This is a genomic window from Streptomyces spinoverrucosus (assembly GCF_006539505.1).
Classification (GTDB): Bacteria; Actinomycetota; Actinomycetes; order Streptomycetales; family Streptomycetaceae; genus Streptomyces; species Streptomyces spinoverrucosus.
Window position 1 is genome coordinate 1 of sequence record NZ_BJND01000008.1, and the last position, 17,390, is coordinate 17,390.

The window sequence follows — 17,390 nt, forward strand, 5'->3', positions numbered from 1 at the left end:
TCGCCCGACTTCGCCAACCCTGACCCGCTCTCCAAGGAGTGGGAGACCACACCACGCGAGGCCAAGGACGCCCTCACCGCACAGTCACTCGTGGCGTGCATCCTGTTCGCCGTCGCCCAGCCCCGCGACTGCTTCATCAAGGCATTCCACTTCGAACAGGTCTGACCGATTCCTGGCATGTCCACGCACGGCGACTCACACCGCGGCCCGGGCGGCACATGGGCCCCGGACCGGGGGTGGGGGCATTCAGACAGTTCCCGCGCGAAGGCCCTGACCCAGCAAGTGAGGGCGTGGCAGCAAGCTGTGCGGATCCGCTTCTTCTGCGAAGGGTACGCGGTGCGGATCGACCCGCTGGCTTTCGAGACGCTCCCAGGGTGCCGCTCGACCTGCTGTTCTCGTGCCTGCGCAATGGCTGCGTACCAGCGGTGCCGCTGCTCGGCCTCGCGGAACTCCTTCTCCCGCTGTTGGCGCTCGGCGTCTGCCGCCAGGTGCTCGAGCTTCTGCAGCAGGCGCCCCAGCCGGGACTCCAAGGTCCATCGGGCGCCATCGCTGTACGAGTACGCATGCTCATACCGGCTTCCGAACGGTGCGCCGATCGCAAGACGCCCGTCGAACTTCTCGTCGTACGTGGGTGGTCGTACAGGGGTATGACCTCGGGCTTGCCCCTGGTGTTGACCACGGTCCGGGACCAAGCGAGCGCCTTGCGCGTCGCACGGACCAGACGGTGAGGGCGGCCCACGCTCTCGGGCACATCGACAGTCGCGCCGGTGGAGACTGGGCCGCCTTCTCGGCTTCCTCGTCGACCAGTCGGGGAAGATCACGGTCCCGGATCCCGCTCCTCAGATAAGGCGGAGCGCAGCCGGGAGATCAGCTCGACTCCGTCGGGCGCGCACAAGCTGGGCTGGTCCGGTCGCGCGAAGACGCAGTCGCCTCGCTGCCGGCAGGGGCACGGGCGGCTTCGTCAGCGTCTTCTTCCTACCGTTCCATTGCTGCCTGTACCTCGCGAGGGTGCTTGCCGTGCTTGACGTAGTAGCGGCCGTCCGCCGTGACGACCGCCACGGGTGGCCGCTGCTGCGCCACTTTCTCTTGATCAATCCGCGCTTCTCAAGCGCCGCAGCCGTATGGATGGCCTTTGGCGGGAGAACCACGGTCTCAGAAGCACCGCGATCTCTCGCTCCACTCGGCTTACTGCAGGGAGGAGCGTCACGATAGGCGGCAGAGGCAGGGTGCTGTCGGGTTTCGTAGCTCGTCTGGGCCGCTGGAGTCGTGTGAAGGTCCGGACGTGGTCAATCGATGTCCGGATCATCGGCCTCTTCCAGGAGCCGGGTCGCGAGGTCGTCGGCCCACTCCACAGCCCAAGCGCGGAAAGCGGTGATGGTGGCCTCATCGAGCCCATAGGCCGCAAAGGCTTCGTCATCGGTCCACTCGGCGCCCGTGAGGTTCGCCTGCAGGTCCTCGCGCTCGAAGCGGCCACGGGCATGGCGGCGGCCGAACTCCTCCAGCTCGGCATTGGACCAGCGGCGGGAGGCCGCGAACACGTCGATCAGGTCGCGGGGCGCTCCGCGGTCGGCGAGGGCACGGACCTTGGTTCCGATCACGTCTTCCTCCGCTAGGACGGGCCCGTACGGGCTCTGGGCGCCGGCCGCCAGAAGATCTCCTTGAGGATGTCGACCTCGCACTCCTGCCCGGTGGCCGGGTCGGTCACGGTGAAGCGGGCGGACAGTGGGGCGGTCTCCAGCGCGTGCACCTTCCAGCCGCGAGTTTCCAGGCCGGCCCGCAGCGTGGCCGCGTTGTCGGCCATGGGCGCCGGGTTCTCGGTGGCGACGTCGAGGTCCTGGCTGGGGCGGTTCACGAGGTGGTGCGCCTGCACGGCATATCCGCCGGTGAGGACCAGGGGTATGGGGAGCCGAGGGCGATCACGTCCGCCAGGAGCCGTGTGTGCAGCTCCGGCATGTCCGTCACGCGGCTGCCCGGGTGCGGGAGGCGAGCTGGGGGAAGGCGTCTTCCCATACGGTGCGCACGGTGCGACCGACGAGGGTGCGCAGCACCGGCCACAGCTGGAGGAGCAGGTCCCGGTTGAGGTAGCGGGGCAGGTCGTCGCGTAGGCCCTCGTGCAGGACGGTGCGGTACAGGCCCATGCGCTGGCGAGGCTTGCTCAGGTCGTACGAGGTCATCCCCGACCAGGCCATGTGCAGTGGCAGCTCCACGATCCCCTGGGTCGGGCCGTGCAACTCGTCCAGCGACTCCGGCAGACGCCGCCGGAACTTCTCCCGGTACAGCGCCAGGTCCTCGGCGACCGCGCCCGAGAGCTCGCTCGGCGTGGGTGCGGGATGCTGTGGGCTGGAGGGCATGAGTCCATTATGGCGGCCGGAGAAGTGGCGCGGGTCATGATGAGCCAGCGGCCTCTGGAGTGAGCGGGACGGAGCCTGCTGGGGGAGCTGGTCGTGGCAGCTCGGCTTGCCCTGGCCGTCGGGACGGGTTGTCGGCCGTGACGCTCGTTTGACGCTCTGGGCGCCCTCACGCTGCTGGAGTTCCCTGCCTCGATTTCGGCCTACTGTCGAGCCCAAGTCGCTGCTCAGCACGTGAGAGGTGGGGGCAGCAGCAGCGGTGTAGGAGGCAGGCGTCGAGCACGCCAGGACCGTCGCACACAGTTCGGTTTCCTTTACGAGGGCGTGGCGTGCGAGCTGGCGTCGAGGGCTGCGGCGCGGAGTGCGGCTGCCACGTGGGTGACGGCGTACGCCCGGAGGTGCGTCCGGGGCGAGGGCGGCGGGCACGGTGGCCGGGCCAAGCTCCACCTCGTCGCGGGCGGCGTCGCCATCCGGGTCGCCCAGCGCATCCCCGCGATGACCGAGGCGATCTGGCATAACCGCAGGACCAGCGGCGCCCCGGTCCCCCGATCCCTGATCGCGTACGACAGCGGTCCGGCGCGGGGTCCCGATGAACACTTCGCTGCTGTCAGGGCCGGCGCGGTGTCGATCTGCTGCTGGCCGGTGTGGAGCGCGGCCGCGACCATGTCTCTCCTCAGGTGGTCGTACTTCTGCTGAAGACGCCGCGCCTCCGGGAGAGACGGTGGCTCCGACGGGGTTGGTCAACGCTTTTCGCGTCGGCTGCGGATGCTCAGGGCGATGGCGGAGACGAGGAACCAGAAGGCACCGAAGGCTGAGTATCCGGCGACGGTGGACAGGCTGCTCGTCGCCGAGGCGGACATGGCGGCGAAGGAGGCACCGGCGAGGACGGACAGTCCGCCGCTGATGACCATGGGCCACTGGGAACCGACAGTGCGTCGGCGCCGGATCGCCACGACGAGCTGGAGCGCTCCGGAAAGGAGGGCCCAGATGCCGAACACGAGCAGGGCCGTCCCGATGGTGGAGAAGACGGCGATGATCATCCCGGCGGTGGTGGCGAGGCCGAGAGCCATGTTGGTGGTACCGACGCGGTCCGTGGAGCCGGTGCCGGCCATGCGACGCTCGAGGAGCGTGGCGATGACGTCCCACAGGGGATAGATGACGAGCAGCACGGCCGCGATCACTGTAGGCCTGTCCGTCGATACGAGCGAGGCGGAGGTCGTGACGACGAGTGCCACCCAGATCAGGGAGAAGGCGACTCGGATCAGGTAGAGCGATCGGAGACCGGAGGTCGTCGTCGTGGTCGTGGTCGTGCTCGAAGTCACGGAAGTCTGAGTCATCGGGTTGTCCCGTTTTGTGATCGTGATGGATTGAGACGGTCGCCTCGATGAGGAGTCTCAGCGGCCTCGGGAGGGGCCGTGTACTTCGAGCGAAGTAGTTCTGCCATCCACTTCGAAGATGAATGAGTTCTGCCGTCCCGATCGCCCGGACCGGGTTCGCCGTCTACATCATTCGAAGTACACGGCCGCAGCACCCGTGGACGAGAATTGGGCCATGGTCAAGGCGCAGAACTATCACGACGGGCCCCTGGCACCCCTGTGGGTCCGCCGCCCCGAGGCGCTGCACCTCATCGCCTATTCGGTGGCCGCGCTGGCGTTCACCGGCCAGATCGTGGCAGTGATCCTGCGAGGGTCGGATTGGCCGACGGCCCTCTCCGTGCTCCTCGCCGGTGGCGGTGTCGCCCTCTCATGGTGGAAACCGTGGGCAGGACTGGTCGTGACGAGCGCGGCGTCCTTCGCCGTCACAGCGGTGGGACACGACCCCCTGTCGGTGTGGATGATGGCGGTGCTCGTGCTGTTCTCGGTCACCCTCCGGGGGAAGCAGCCGCTGGCCGGAACCGGCCTCGTGGCGGCGTTCTTCCTGGGGGCGTTCATGACGCTGGGAGGATTCCGTGGCGGCGCGATCGTGGGAGCCGCCGCACTCTTCTCAGCCGTAGCAGGAGGTGCGACGGGGGCCGCGCTGCGCATCCATCGAGAGTACTGGCTCACCCTGGAGGAACGGGCCGAAAGCGCCATCGCCACCCGTGAGATCGAAGCCACCCGACGGGTGACCGAGGAACGACTCCGCATCGCCCGGGACCTCCACGACGTCATCGGCCATCAGGTCGCGATGCTGAGCCTGCATCTCGGTGCCGCGGAGATCGGGCTGCCCGAAGACGCCGAGTCCTCCCGGCAGGCCCTCGTCTCAGCCAGGTCCAGCGCCCGCACCGTCGTCGTCGAAACGCAACGGATCCTCGCGCTCCTCCGCCTCGGAGACGACATCTCCGACGACGAGGCGCTCCGGCCGGCCCCGGCGCTCAGCGGCCTGGAAAGCCTCATCGCCTCTTTCGAGAGCATCGGCCTCGACGTCCGGCCCTCCATCGACATCCCCGCCGGTTTCGTGGAGCCCAGCGTCGGCGTGACGGTCTACCGGGTCGTTCAGGAAGCGCTCACGAATGCCTACCGGCATGGAGAGGGGGCGGCAACGGTGGATGTGCGCGAGCGCGACGGCAGGATCTGCGTCACCGTGGAGAACCGCGTCGGTCACTCACGGCGCGGCTCCGGCTCGGGCAGCGGACTCGGACTCGTGGGGATGCGCGAACGCGTCGAGTCCTCCAGTGGGCGGCTGACGATCGACAGTGACGACGGGCGATTCCGGGTCCATGCGGAGTTCAGCCCGCTGGGAGCCGCCGTATGACGACGCGGATTCTGATCGTCGACGACCAGGACGAGATCAGGGCCGGGATCCGGGCGATGCTTCGGCTCGACCCGAGTCTCGTCGTCGCGGGTGATCTCTCCGATGGACTCCAGGTCGTCCCCTACCTCCGGGACCACCCCGTCGACCTGGTCCTGATGGACATCCGGATGCCCGGCATCGATGGTGTCGAAGCCACCCGCCGGATCCGCGAAGAGTATCCACCCGAAAAACTGCGGGTGATCGTGCTGACCACTTTTGACCAGGACGACATCGTTCTCGCCGCCCTTCGCGCGGGCGCCAACGGTTTCCTGAGCAAGACCGTGAGCCCCGCTGAACTCGTCGCCGGAATCACCGAGGTCGTGGGCGGTGGCGGTGCGCTGTCGGCCGCCGCGACGGCCGCGCTCATCGGTCACATGACCGACAGTCCGCCCCCGGTGATCGACCGGGAACTGCTGCGACGCTTCGACGCTCTGACACCCAGGGAGCGGGACGTGGTCGTTCTCGTCGCGAGCGGTCTCGGCAACGACGAGATCGCGGCCCAGATGTCCGTGTCGCCGTTCACCGTGAAGACGCATGCGGTGCGGGCCATGACGAAGGTCGGCGCACGTGATCGAGCGCAACTCGTCTCGTTCACCTTCCGGGCCGGCCTCTACCCCTGAGCCTGCCGAGCAGAACCGCAAAGAGCCTCTGAGCTGCGGGTCTTCTGGATTGGCCGGACGTGGCCGGGTGCGCGCTCCGGCTCGACTGCGTGAGGGGCGGGGTCACAGGCTTGACCTTGACATCGTGACAAGGTGTTCCCTGGGTGCAGGAGGTGGTTTCGATCAACCCGACAAACGGAACCCCGCAGAACGCCCGCGCGGCGGACGCCCTGAGCGCCGAGGACTCGTCGGTCCGGCTACAGGCGGCCCTGGCGGTCGGCTCGAACCCCGACCCCGGCTTGCTGGAGACGCTCGTCGAGCGCTGCGCGGCCGAGCCGGACTTCTTCGTGCGGGACATGCTGTCCTGGACGCTGACCCGCCTCCCGCCGGAGATCACCCTGCCCCGGATTCGCCAGGAACTCTCCTCCGAGCGCACCCAGGCCCGCAGCCAGGCGCTGCACACGCTCTCCAAGATCGGCAACAAGAGCGCGTGGGCCTGGATCACACGCGACTTGCTGCGCGATGCCGACGACGAGGTCGCGCGGACCGCGTGGCGCGTCGCGGTCGTCCTCGTGCCCGAGGACGAGAAGAAGTACCTGGTCGACGAACTGGTCATGCAGCTCGGCCGCGGCGACCGGAATGTGCAACTGAGCCTGAGCCGGGCCCTCGTCGACCTCGGTGACGTGACCGAGCCCGCCCTGGACAAGGCCGCGGCGAGCCCCGACCCGGCCGTGGCCGCCCACGCTCGTGCCACCGAGTTGCTCCGGCGGAACCCGGAGACCGGTTTCGACACGGCCATCGACGAGGCGAAGCGTGTCGTCCTGCTCGGCCCGGAGCGAGCCGAGGCCGCGAACGCTGTGGAGACCGCGGAGTGCTGATCGGTGAAGTAGCCCGTCATTCGGGGGTGAGCACCCGGATGCTCCGGCACTACGACGCCCTCGGGCTGGTGCGACCGACCGGTCGCACCGTCGGCGGCTACCGCGAGTACTCCGCCGAGGACGTCCGCAGGATCTTCCACGTGGAGGGCCTGCGGTCCCTCGGACTCTCGCTCAAGCAGATCGGGCGGGCGCTGGAGGATCCGTCCTTCACGCCGTCCACCTTGGTCAGCGACCTCATCCGGTGGACGGAAGACCGCTTGGAGCGGGAACGGCAGTTGCTCGAACGGCTCCGCGCGATCGATGCGTCGGCGCCCATGGGCTGGCAGGACGTCCTGCGCATCGTCGAGCTCATGCAGGGGCTCGGCTCGACCAGTGCCGCGCGCAGGCAGCAGGCCGTCTTGGCCCGGCCGGGGGGTGTGTCGGCTCCCGCCGAGGTGCTGGCCGGAGCGGTCCTGGCCGAATCCGATCCCAACGTCGCGGGCGCCCTGCGCTGGGCGCTCGCCCGGTCGGGCGGCGACGGCGTGGCGGCACTGACCGCCGGCGCGCACTCGGAGGACGTCGACATCCGGCGGCGCGCGGTGCTGGCGATCGCCGAGATGGCCGAGGCCCCCGGGGCGACCGCGGTGCTTGCGGACACGCTCGGCGACCCGGACACGACGGTGCGCAGGTACGCGGCTCTCGCCTTGGGCAGGCGTGGCGTGACCGGGGCCGTGCCGACGCTCGTCGGCATGGTGGTCGAGGGCTGCAACGACGTCGAAGCGGCGGAGGTCCTCCGAACGCTGTCCCAGGACCCCGGGTGTGCGGACCGGATTCTGACCGCGCTGGTCGACGAACTCGCCGCGCCCTCCGCGGACTCCGCGACGCGCATCCGTCTGACCCAGGCGCTGGTCGAGCTGTCGGGGACCGGCGTGCGGGAGATCCTGCGCCAACTGGCCCACGACGACGACCGCGCCGTCGCCCTCGTCGCCTCGGCCTTCATCACGGTTCTCGACGAGCGGTCTCCCGAAGACCGAGGCGACGAGGATTCCTGACGGGCTGCCGTGGCTACTTCCTTTCCGGCTCCCTGCCCGGCCGCAAGGACTCGTTGATCTGCCGCACCGGCTCATGGACCGTCAGCCTGCCGTCGTCGACGCGCCACAGCACGTCCGCGCGCGCGGCGAGCTCGGGCTCGTCCGTGACGTAGACGACCGTGCCCGGATACCGCTCCAGCAGACGTTCCACCAGGCCGGAACCGAGCGCTTCTCCCGACCTGGCCTCGTCCAGCAGCAGCACCCGGGGCCCGCTGCGCAGCGCCCGTACCATCGCCACCTGGTAGCGCATGGCCGTGGAGAGGCCGCGCCCGCCCTCGCCCACCCGGGTGTGCATGCCGTCGGGCAGCAGCTCGGCCAGGGCCTCGATGCGTTCCTCGTCCGCCTTGTCGGCCGTGTCCGGTGGTTCGCCGTGCCGCAGGTTCTTGCCCACGCTGCCGCGCAGCAACGGCAGTTCGGGGCTGGCCAGCCTGATCACCCGCCGTACCGATTCCGGGTCGTGCCGGGCCAGGTCCTGACCGTCGAGCAGTACCGCGCCGGCGTCCGGCTGCTGCAGCCGTGCGATGAGGCGGAGCAGGAGCGACTTCCCCGCGCCCGGAGGTCCCTGCAGCAGTATCCGCTGCCCGGGCCGGGCGATGGCCGACGCGTCCAGGACACCGTCCACGCGCAGCCCCGCGAGTTCCAGCTGCCCGGGCCCGTTCGCGAGGGGCTCGGCTCCGCGTGTGCTGCGCAGCGGCGCCGGCGCGGCGAGGACCTCGGCGATGCGCCGCCGGGCGACGCGCGACTGCTGCCAGTACTCCTGCACGCGGACCAGTGAGGTCAGGGGCCGGCCGAGGAAGTTGGCCACCGTCAGGAGCGAGGCGAGGGCCTCCCAGGTGGTGCCCGCCAGCAGGCCCACAGTGACCACGATCAGCAGGATCCCGATGCCGCACGCCTCGGCCGTCGCCGACATGGCTCCGGTGAGACGGGCCTGGCGCACCATGGCGCGGCCGTAGTCACGGCTGCGCCGCCGCATGACGCGGCGCTCCTGCGCGACGCGTCCGAGGGACTGCATGACGGCGGTGTGGGTGACCCGTTCGTTGACGAAGGCGGCGAGCCTGCCGTTGTGCCGTCTGGTTTCGCGTACGCGTTCGCGCAGTCGTCGCCCGAGCAGCGCGACGGCGCCGGCGGCGAGGAGGATCAGTGCCGCCGAGATCGCGCCGACGCCCGGGGCGATGACGGCCAGGACGACGAGCGCGCACGTCACGAACACCCCGTCCACCAGCAGTGGTGCCACGCCCTTGCTGATCCACAGCCGTAGGGCGGACGCGTCACCGGTGAAGCGGAGTACGGTGACACCGATCGTGCGCCGGTCCGGTCCCCATGCCTGGCTGCCGGCGACGTGGTCGAAGAGACGCATTCTGACGCTGTGCACGTAGCTCTGGGCGAGCCGTTCGGCGAGCGGTTCGCCCGCCGCCTTGAGCAGTACGGTCGCACAGGCCGACGCGGCGAGTCCGATGGCCAGTGCGGTGGGCGCGTAACCGGCGACGTGTGTGTAGATGGCGCTGCGGTCCTGGCCGGACGCGATCTGCCCGTCGTGCGTGACGCGGTAGGCCGCGCCATGCACCAGGAGGGCGAAAGCGACCACGCAGACCGCCTGCCCGAAACCCGCGAGCACCAGCAGGAGCATCAGCCGGCGCCGTACACCGCCGAGCGTGTGGGGCAGCCGGACGCGCTGCTGTCCCGGGGCGGTCACGCCACTGTCTCGGCCGTGAGGGGGCCGCTGTAGTCCGTCAGCCGACCGTGCTCCTGCGACAGCCCGCTGTTGCCCCCGGTGACCTGCGCGTCCGCCAGCAGTTGAGCGGCGACGGAAGGGTCGGACAGGGCAGCCGTTTCGTGCACGGGGATGTCCACGCCGGCCACCGCTTCGGCCATGGCCAGCGGGGAAGCCGTCAGCACCCCGCTGAGAGCCACGACGGGAAGGTGCTCGTCACGCAGCAGCCGTACGCCCGCCACCGCGCTGACCGAATCACCGGCCGCGAACACGATGGCGTCCACGTCGGCACGGAATTCCGGCGTCCGCATCAGCGCCGCCGTCTCCCGTTGCAGGATCCCGTCCGCGACCTCCAGCACGATGGCGTCTGTCTGGTGACTGGTCAGGTCCGTGATCGCGCCGCGCAGAATACGGATCACCTGCGGCATCGGCAGCTGGTAGGTGGTGGCGAAACCCAGGTCGGTGAAGTCGATGACCCGCGCCGCGCCCGCGTCGGCCATCAGGGTCGGATCCCCGGGCGCACCGGTGCCGGTCACCTTGGCCGCGCCGACCCGGAGGCCGGCCAGGCCGAGGCCGCGGATGAGGGCGGCGGCCACGGTCGTTTTGCCCGCGTTCATCGATGTGCCGAGTACGGCGATGGTGCGCGGGCGCGGAGCCTGGACCGGCACCACGAGCCGGGCCAGGTGGGCAAGGCTGATGACCTCGCCGTGCTCGTCGGTGACCAGGCCCAGCGGCTCCAGCCGGGTGGGAGGGTTCATTTTGGAGTGCGAGGAGACCACCCGGCCGGCTATGCCACCGCCGGCGACCAGGTCACAGGGTCCGAGGTCGCCGGGCACCTCCGCCTCGAATTGATCGGGGGCATAGCGTGCGCCATAGGCGACCACAATCGTGTCGCCGACGAACAGCCTATTCCGCTTTCCATGTGCTTGCCCGAGGAATTTGTGCTGCCCTATTCCGGTTACCCGGCACAGCACCAGGTCGCCTGCCCGCGGAGGCTCTTCCGACCTGCTCAGACCCAGTGCGCGGGTGCTGTCGTAGCCCAGTTCGACCAAGCAACGGGCCGTATAGGAAACCTTCGCCACCGCATTGCCGGAAGCGTTGAACCGCACGCTCTGCATGGATTTCTCCTTACCTGCACGAACCGAAAATCGTCCCGCGAAGCACCGTAGGGGAGGGCCGACGGAAAACCTAATGAGAGATTCCTCATCAGTTAAATCGGCGGTGACCAAAAAGGAAATCGTGGGGAGATCACCCGCAAGGGCACGGGCCCGAGTACCCCCTGACCAGCGCCGTCGGCAGAAAGGCAGAAAGATGAGGATTCCCTCACATGCCGGGTCACGGCGCCGGAGTGACGGCAATATGACTGGTCATGGTGGCACAGGACGAGCGTGCACCGGACGCGCCTCCCGTGTCCGGGGAGTCGGCGGTGGTCACACGCGTGTCCACGCGGCGTGACGACGTGCCCGGGAGGTCGCGAAAGGCGTCCGGCGGGCGGCGCCGTATCGCCGTTCCCGCACGGTTGCGGATCATGGGATGGCTGGTCCTGCTGCTGTTCATCGCGCTCGTGACCGTCACGATCGTCACCAGGAACCTGCTCGTCGGCCAGGCCCGCAGCGAGGCGACCCAGGCCCTGTACCAGGAGGCGCAGGAGTTCCGGCAGTTCGCCGAATCCGGCGTCAACCAGACCACCGGGCAGCCGTACAAGAACGGTGAGGAACTGCTGCGCCGCCACATCGCGCGCCAGTACCTCGAAAGCGGCGAAATCATGCTCGGCGTAACCGCGGACGGCACAGTGATCGGCCGTCCCGGCGGCGGGCAGGACGTCTTGACGAGCTCCACGACAGAGTTCCGGCAGATCCTACGGTCGCCGGTGCTCACCGGCACGGTGGCCACGCGCGACGGCCCCCTGCGGTGGTCGAAGGTCCCCGTCGTCGGCGATCAGGGCCGTTCCGAGGGGACGTTCGTCGTCGCGTACGCCGTCGACCGCGACACACGCGAGGTCGACCAGATGATGCGGACGCTGGCGCTGGTGAGCGCCATCGGGCTGGTACTCGCCGCCGGTGCCGCGTGGCTGGTGTCGGGGCAGATTCTGGAACCGGTCAACACGGTGCGGCGCGCGGCGGCCCGCATCAGCCACGACGATCTCACCGAGCGCATCCCGGTGCACGGACACGACGAGATCGCGGCGCTCGCGGAGCAGTTCAACGGCATGCTCGATCGCCTGGACCAGGCGTTCGGCGCACAGCGGCAGTTCCTCGACGACGCCAGCCACGAGCTGCGCACACCCATCACGATCATCCGCGGCAACCTCGAATTCGTGGCCGACGACGACCCGCTGGAACGCGCCGAGGTCGTCCGCCTGTGCACCGACGAGCTGGACCGGATGAGCCGCATCGTGGAGGACCTGCTGCTGCTCGCGAAGTCGCGCCGGCCCGACTTCGTGGTGCTGGAGGACGTCGCGCTCCCCGATCTGACCAGTGACATCCACGCCAAGCTGCGTGCGCTCGGTGCGCGGCAGTGGCAGCTGGACTCCATCGCCGAGGGCGAAGCGCGGCTCGACCCCGATCGCGTCACACAGGCGGTCGTGCAGCTTGCCGCCAACGCGGTGCAGCACACCGGGCCGGGCGACACGATCCGGCTGGGATCGGCCAGACACGTGGACGAGGTGCTGTTCTGGGTCGCCGACTCCGGCCCCGGAGTGCGGCAGGAGGACGGTGAGGCGATCTTCGAGCGGTTCTCGCGCGGCTCGACCGGCGGGGCCCGAGGCAACCGCACCGGCGCGGGACTGGGACTGACCATCGTCACCGCCATCGCCGAGGCGCACGGTGGCTGGGTCGAACTGGAATCGGTGCCGGGTAACGGCGCCACGTTCACCCTCCGCTTCCCCCAGCCCGAACGCCGCGACGACCACATCCGGGACCAGGAGGGACGGCCGTGAACCGGATACTGATCGCCGAGGACGAGGACCGCATCGCCAGGTTCATCGACAAGGGACTGCGCGCCAACGGCTTCACCACCACGGTCATCCGCGACGGCGACGCCGCGCTCGCCCACGCCCTGTCCGGCGACCACGACCTCCTCGTACTCGACATCGGCCTGCCGCGCCGCGACGGTTACGTGGTGCTCCGTGAGCTGCGCGAGGCGCGGGTCGCCCTGCCCGTGATCATCCTGACGGCTCGCGACAGTGTGCGCGACACGGTCGCCGGGCTGGAGGGCGGCGCGGACGACTACATGACCAAGCCCTTCCAGTTCCAGGAGCTGCTGGCCCGGATCCGGCTGCGGCTGCGCACCGCGGGGACGGCGGTGGCCGAGCCCATGATCCTCAGCATCGACGGGCTGACCCTGGACCTGCGCACCCGTCAGGCCCGGACATCGCAGGGGCGGACCGTCGAGCTGAGCGCGCGGGAGTTCGCCCTGCTCGAACTGCTGCTGCGGCACCCGGGACAGGTGCTCTCGCGCGGCCAGATCCTCAGCCAGGTCTGGGGCTACGACTACGACCCCGGCTCGAACATCGTCGAGGTCTACATACGCCAACTGCGGCGCAAGATCGGCCCGGAAAGGATCACGACCGTGCGCGGCATGGGCTACCGATGCGGGTGAGCAGCGTGGATGAACGATCCCTCAACTTCCCCTCACACCGGCCTCATCCGTTCGGAAGAGAGTAAGCGGCATGGATTCGGTCAGCAGCAACACGCGCAGCAGCAGACACCGTCGCTATGGCGTCCTGGCGACCGTGCTCGCCTTTCCCGTGGTGGCGGGCGCGACAACGTGGGGCTACGCGGACGGCTGGTTCGGCGGCTGGGGGCCGGCGGTCGTCCAGCAGGGCCCGGCCACCCCGCAGTCGATCCGGCCCAGCACGCCACCCCCGGCCGACGAGTCGCCGACAGGGGCGGGCGAGGCCCCGGCAGACACCAGGCCGAGGCCCACGCCCACCGCCGCAGCCGGGTGGGACGGCGCCGACGACACGGCGGATGACGACACCAATGCGGGCGACACCACCGCGGGCGACAGCGGCGAGGGCGACACCAGTCAGGCGTCCGCCGGTCAGGACGCGGGCAGCGACGACGAGGACGCGGGCAGCCGGGCCGGTGAGGGCACGGGCGGGAGCAGCGCGGGGGATGCCGGAGCGGGGAATGACACGTCCGCGGGCGATGGTGGTACGTCGGATGGGGGCTCCGCCGCTGGCGATGGGGGCGCGTCCGCGGGTGAAGGTGGCTCGTCCGGCGGCGACGGCGGCGGGGCCGACACCGGCGACGGGGACGGCGGCTCGGACGGCGACTGACGCCCCACACGGGACGTCACCGGTCCGCCGTCCTCGATGAAAACGGCCTCACTTTCGGCTCAACTCAGGCTCATATACGGGGTCCAACGTTGTCCTCATGAACGGCGAGTGGACACCAAGGAGCCTCAAGTGAACGAGCGAGTGGTCCTGTACGGACACGACACGATGGGGCTCGGCCACGTCCGGCGCAACCTCGCCCTGGCCGCGGCGCTCCGCGCGGGCCCGGGCGCCCCTCAGGTGCTGGTGCTCACCGGCGCCGCCGAGGCGGGCCGGTTCCCGCTGCCCGAGGGCGTGGACCTGCTGGTGCTGCCCGGCGTCGCCAAGGAGGAGTCGGGCGGCTACCGCAGTCGCCGCCTCGACGCCCCGCTCGCCGACATCGTGGCCCTGCGCAGCAGCGTCCTGGCCTCGGCCCTGACGTCGTACGCCCCGCACCTGCTGGTGGTCGACAAGGTGCCACGCGGCTTCGCGGGCGAACTAGAGCCGGTCCTCCCGGCGTTGCGCGAGGCCGGCACCCGCGTCGTACTGGGCCTGCGCGACATCCTCGATGCGCCCACCGCTGCCGCCGCCGAGTGGAGCCGACTGCGGACCACCGAGGCGCTGCGCCAGTACTACGACGAGGTCTGGGTGTACGGCGACCAGCGGGTCAGCGACCTGTCCGCCGACTGCCGTGTCCCCCCGTCGGTACGGCGGCTGCTGCGCTACACCGGTTTTCTCGCCGAGGGCCGCCCGAGCGCCCCGGAGGCCGGCCTGCCGCCCGTCGCCGACGGCGAGCCCTATGTGCTCGGTCTGCTCGGCGGCGGCCAGGACGGCGACGAGCTCGCCGAGGCGTTCGCCGCCGCGCCCCGCCCCGCGGGCGTCGCGGGCGTCCTGGTGGCCGGGCCCTATCTGCGTCCCGGCACGCGGGCCGCGCTGCACGCCGCCGAGGCCGCCGATCCGGGGCTGCGCGTGGTGGACTTCTGCCTCGACCCGGTGCCCTGGATGCGTGGTGCCCGTGCGGTGGTGTGCATGGGCGGCTACAACACCGTCTGCGAGGCGCTGTCCACGGACACACCGACGCTGGTCGTGCCGCGGGTGCGGCCGCGCGCCGAGCAACTGGTGCGCGCCCGGCGCCTGTCGGAGCTCGGCCTCGTCGACGACGTACACCCGGACGACCTCTCTGCCGCGCTGCTCGGCCGTTGGACCGCCGATGCCGTCACTCGGCCCCGCCGAGCGCGCAACGCGGTCGACCTCGGCGGCATGGACATGGTCCGCCGCCTCGCGGAAACCCACTTCGAGGAGGCCCGCCATGCTGCCTGAGACTGTTTCCGATGGACGCGTGGGGTATGTGCTGAAGCGCTATCCGCGCCTGTCAGAGACCTTCATCGTCACCGAGCTGCTGGCTCGCGAGGCCGCCGGTGAGGACATCGCGATCGCGTCTTTGGGCTTCGCGCGCGACCCGCGCTTCCACCCCGGGATCGCGGCGGTCCGTGCCCCCGTCACCTGGATGCCGGAGATCCACGGCACGCCCGCGCTGTGGGAGGTGCTGCGCGCCGCCCACCGCGAACTGCCCGGCCTGCCCGCCGTACTGCCCGAACTGATGGCCCTGCCGCCCGCCGAGGCCGTGCAGGTCCTGCACGTGGCCGGCTGGGTGCGCAGCGCCGGGATCACCCACCTGCACGCGCACTTCGCCACGCTGGCCACGACGGTCGCCCGGCTCGCCTCTGCCCTCACGGGAGTGCCGTACTCGTTCACGGCGCACGCCAAGGACATCTTCCACGACTCGGTCGATCGGGTGGCGCTGCGCGCGAAGCTCGCCGACGCCCACCACGTCGTCACAGTCAGCGAGTTCAACGCACGCTGGCTGCGCGAGCGGTTCGGCGATGCCGCGGCCAGGGTGCACGCCGTCCACAACGGACTCGACGTCGCAGGGCTGCCGTTCAGCGAGCCGAGGGTGCGGGGTGGCCGCGTCGCGTTCGTCGGGCGGCTGGTGGAGAAGAAGGGCCTCGCCGACCTCATCGACGCCATCGCACTCCTGCGGGAGCGGGGCAGGCCGGTACCGCTCGATGTCGTCGGAGGCGGAGTGCTCGACGGCGCGCTGCGCGAACAGGCGCAGGTACTCGGCCTCGGTGACCTCGTTACCTTCCACGGGCCGCTGCCCTCCGACCGCGTACGGCAGGTGCTGCGGGAAGCCAGCGTGTTCGCCGCACCGTGCGTCCACGCGTCCGACGGCGACCGCGACGGCCTGCCGACGGTGCTGCTCGAAGCCATGGCCGCCGGGACGCCGTGCGTGTCCACACCGGTCACCGGCATACCCGAGGCGATCGTCCACGGCCGTACCGGGCTGCTCGTCGGCGAGCGGGAGCCGGATGCCCTGGCCGACGCGGTCCTACGGCTCCTCGACGACGCCGAGTTGCGGGTGCGGTTGGCCATCGCCGCGCGCGCCCATCTGGAGGAGCGGTTCGACAGCCGGGTGCAGGCGGCGGAGCTCGCCCGGCTGCGGCGGGCGCACGCTTCCGTGACGGCACAGGGCCTTACCGCGGCGCCCGCCGCAGCCGGGATGGAGGCCGGGCGATGAGCGGGGGGACCGCCGTGTACGTCGTCACCGACCCCGGCGTACCGGTCTTCGGCGCCAAGGGCTGTTCCGTCCACGTGCAGGAAGTGCTGCGCGAACTGCGGCGCCGTTACCGCACCGTGCACCTGATCACCACCCGGCCGGGCGGCGCCGCGCCGCAGGACCTGGCCGAAGTCGTCGTCCACCGGCTGCCCCGCCCGGGCGGGGCCGATCTGGCCGCCCGGGAGGCCGCACAGCGCTCCGCCGACGAGGCAGCCGCCGCGATCGTGGGGCGCCTGTGCGACACGTACCGGATCGAAGTCCTCTACCAGCGTTACGCGCTCTGGAGCGCCGCCACGCTGGAGGCCGCCCGGCGTTCCGGTGTACCGACCGTACTGGAGGTCAACTCCCCGTTGCCGCAGGAGCAGGCCGAGCACCGAGGCCTGCACGACGCCGTCGCCGCGCACCGCTGGACGCTGCGCGTGCTGGACGCCGCGGACGCCCCGTTCGCCGTGAGCGGTCCCGTCGCCCGCTGGGCGGAACGGCTCGACCCGCGTGGCCGGGTGATCCCGGTCATCGGCAACGGCGTCGACGTCACCCGTTTCACGTCTCGGCCGCGCAGGCAGACCGCCGAGCCGGTGGTCGCGTTCGCCGGTACGTTCAAACCCTGGCACGGGCTGGACCTGCTGGTCGACGCCGTCGCCGTCGCACGTACCCAGGGCCCGGCGATGCGGCTGCTGCTCATCGGGGACGGCCCGGAACTCGCCGCGACGAGGGCGCGGGCCCGCGCCGCCGACGTGCCGGTGGTGGCGACCGGGCAGCTTCCCCCGGCCGAGGTGCCGGACTGGCTGCGCGGCGCCGACCTCGCCGCCGCGCCCTACCCGACGGGCGACCACTACTTCTCCCCGCTGAAGGTCGCCGAGTACCTCGCCGCCGGGCTGCCCACCGTGGCCAGCGCGATCGCCGACCTGCCGCAGCTCGTGGCCGACGGCACCGAGGCCCTGCTGGTTCCGCCCGGTGACGTCCGGGCGACCGGCGGCGCGCTGGCCGGGCTCGCCACCGACCCGGACCTGAGCGCGCGGATGGCGCGGGCGGCACGGCAAGCGGCCGAGCAGCGGCTGTCCTGGTCGGCCGTGGTCGACCGGGCGCTCGGCCTGGTCCCCGGCCTGCCGGGGACGACGACCGAGGCGGTCGGCTGAC

The 17,390-nt window shown here is 70.8% G+C and carries 15 protein-coding genes and 2 pseudogenes; 12 read left to right on the forward strand and 5 right to left on the reverse strand.

Translation table 11 applies throughout. The annotated features are described in order from the left end of the window. A pseudogene (locus tag SSP24_RS45075) lies at positions 1–165 on the forward strand (SDR family NAD(P)-dependent oxidoreductase); the annotation flags it as partial. A gap of 1,121 nt (positions 166–1,286) precedes the next feature. Here the strand turns inward: SSP24_RS45075 and SSP24_RS06205 are convergent. Then, positions 1,287–1,953: pseudogene (locus SSP24_RS06205) on the reverse strand (nucleotidyl transferase AbiEii/AbiGii toxin family protein). A gap of 5 nt (positions 1,954–1,958) precedes the next feature. Continuing rightward, entirely contained in the window at positions 1,959–2,351 is a 393-nt protein-coding gene (locus SSP24_RS06210; RefSeq protein ID WP_141307777.1) for a hypothetical protein, read from the reverse strand. Positions 2,352–2,726: 375 nt separating this feature from the next. On the opposite strand from SSP24_RS06210, the gene SSP24_RS45270 reads away from it, so the two are divergent. Next, positions 2,727–3,044 (forward strand): hypothetical protein, encoded by a 318-nt coding sequence (locus SSP24_RS45270; RefSeq protein WP_229864897.1) that lies wholly within the window; start codon positions 2,727–2,729, stop codon positions 3,042–3,044. A 44-nt stretch (positions 3,045–3,088) separates the two neighbouring features. Here the strand turns inward: SSP24_RS45270 and SSP24_RS06220 are convergent, their stop codons facing one another. Next, complete coding sequence (locus tag SSP24_RS06220) at positions 3,089–3,670, reverse strand: DUF308 domain-containing protein (protein ID WP_229864896.1); 582 nt, start codon at positions 3,668–3,670, stop codon at positions 3,089–3,091. A gap of 229 nt (positions 3,671–3,899) precedes the next feature. Between SSP24_RS06220 and SSP24_RS06225 the strand changes: the two genes are divergently transcribed. The 4 genes from SSP24_RS06225 to SSP24_RS06240 all read left to right on the forward strand — a co-directional run bounded on the left by SSP24_RS06225 (position 3,900) and on the right by SSP24_RS06240 (position 7,628). Further along, complete coding sequence (locus SSP24_RS06225) at positions 3,900–5,081, forward strand: sensor histidine kinase (RefSeq protein WP_141307779.1); 1,182 nt, start codon at positions 3,900–3,902, stop codon at positions 5,079–5,081. Then, on the forward strand, positions 5,078–5,740 hold the full coding sequence (locus tag SSP24_RS06230; protein WP_141307780.1) for a response regulator transcription factor: 663 nt from the start codon (positions 5,078–5,080) through the stop codon (positions 5,738–5,740). Before SSP24_RS06225 ends, SSP24_RS06230 begins: the two co-directional genes overlap by 4 nt. A 143-nt stretch (positions 5,741–5,883) precedes the next feature. After that, positions 5,884–6,597 carry a HEAT repeat domain-containing protein gene (locus tag SSP24_RS06235; protein WP_141307781.1) on the forward strand — a complete coding sequence of 238 codons (714 nt, stop codon included), beginning with the start codon at positions 5,884–5,886 and terminating at the stop codon, positions 6,595–6,597. Beyond that, positions 6,591–7,628 (forward strand): MerR family transcriptional regulator, encoded by a 1,038-nt coding sequence (locus tag SSP24_RS06240; RefSeq protein WP_141307782.1) that lies wholly within the window; start codon positions 6,591–6,593, stop codon positions 7,626–7,628. Before SSP24_RS06235 ends, SSP24_RS06240 begins: the two co-directional genes overlap by 7 nt. A gap of 13 nt (positions 7,629–7,641) precedes the next feature. On the opposite strand, the gene SSP24_RS06245 is transcribed toward SSP24_RS06240, so the two are convergent. Together SSP24_RS06245 and SSP24_RS06250 are read right to left on the reverse strand one after the other, a co-directional pair. After that, positions 7,642–9,360 (reverse strand): ATP-binding cassette domain-containing protein, encoded by a 1,719-nt coding sequence (locus SSP24_RS06245; protein WP_141307783.1) that lies wholly within the window; start codon positions 9,358–9,360, stop codon positions 7,642–7,644. Continuing rightward, a complete protein-coding gene (locus SSP24_RS06250) occupies positions 9,357–10,607 on the reverse strand; it encodes a P-loop NTPase family protein (protein ID WP_229864895.1) in 1,251 nt (416 codons plus the stop codon). The genes SSP24_RS06245 and SSP24_RS06250 overlap by 4 nt, the downstream gene beginning before the upstream one ends. Positions 10,608–10,906: 299 nt before the next feature. On the opposite strand from SSP24_RS06250, the gene SSP24_RS06255 reads away from it, so the two are divergent. From SSP24_RS06255 to SSP24_RS06280, 6 genes are all read left to right on the forward strand, one after another. Further along, positions 10,907–12,316, forward strand: coding sequence for a sensor histidine kinase (locus SSP24_RS06255; RefSeq protein ID WP_229864894.1), 1,410 nt, complete (start codon positions 10,907–10,909; stop codon positions 12,314–12,316). Then, a complete protein-coding gene (locus SSP24_RS06260; protein WP_141307785.1) occupies positions 12,313–12,978 on the forward strand; it encodes a response regulator transcription factor in 666 nt (221 codons plus the stop codon). Before SSP24_RS06255 ends, SSP24_RS06260 begins: the two co-directional genes overlap by 4 nt. Positions 12,979–13,048: 70 nt before the next feature. Beyond that, a complete protein-coding gene (locus SSP24_RS42745; RefSeq protein WP_167529525.1) occupies positions 13,049–13,660 on the forward strand; it encodes an NADH-quinone oxidoreductase subunit E in 612 nt (203 codons plus the stop codon). A gap of 129 nt (positions 13,661–13,789) precedes the next feature. Continuing rightward, positions 13,790–14,956, forward strand: coding sequence for a glycosyltransferase family protein (locus SSP24_RS06270; RefSeq protein ID WP_141307786.1), 1,167 nt, complete (start codon positions 13,790–13,792; stop codon positions 14,954–14,956). Further along, on the forward strand, positions 14,946–16,214 hold the full coding sequence (locus SSP24_RS06275) for a glycosyltransferase family 4 protein (protein WP_141307787.1): 1,269 nt from the start codon (positions 14,946–14,948) through the stop codon (positions 16,212–16,214). Before SSP24_RS06270 ends, SSP24_RS06275 begins: the two co-directional genes overlap by 11 nt. Next, on the forward strand, positions 16,211–17,389 hold the full coding sequence (locus tag SSP24_RS06280) for a glycosyltransferase family 4 protein (RefSeq protein ID WP_141307788.1): 1,179 nt from the start codon (positions 16,211–16,213) through the stop codon (positions 17,387–17,389). The genes SSP24_RS06275 and SSP24_RS06280 overlap by 4 nt, the downstream gene beginning before the upstream one ends. Position 17,390 lies beyond the last annotated feature (1 nt).

Excerpts from the sequence above, each read along its gene's own strand:
- SSP24_RS06210 (WP_141307777.1), bottom strand. The coding sequence starts at position 2,351 with ATGCCCTCCAGCCCACAGCATCCCGCACCCACGCCGAGCGAGCTCTCG.
- SSP24_RS06225 (WP_141307779.1), top strand. The coding sequence starts at position 3,900 with ATGGTCAAGGCGCAGAACTATCACGACGGGCCCCTGGCACCCCTGTGG.
- SSP24_RS06230 (WP_141307780.1), top strand. The coding sequence starts at position 5,078 with ATGACGACGCGGATTCTGATCGTCGACGACCAGGACGAGATCAGGGCC.
- SSP24_RS06255 (WP_229864894.1), top strand. The coding sequence starts at position 10,907 with ATGGGATGGCTGGTCCTGCTGCTGTTCATCGCGCTCGTGACCGTCACG.
- SSP24_RS42745 (WP_167529525.1), top strand. The coding sequence starts at position 13,049 with ATGGATTCGGTCAGCAGCAACACGCGCAGCAGCAGACACCGTCGCTAT.
- SSP24_RS06275 (WP_141307787.1), top strand. The coding sequence starts at position 14,946 with ATGCTGCCTGAGACTGTTTCCGATGGACGCGTGGGGTATGTGCTGAAG.
- SSP24_RS06280 (WP_141307788.1), top strand. The coding sequence starts at position 16,211 with ATGAGCGGGGGGACCGCCGTGTACGTCGTCACCGACCCCGGCGTACCG.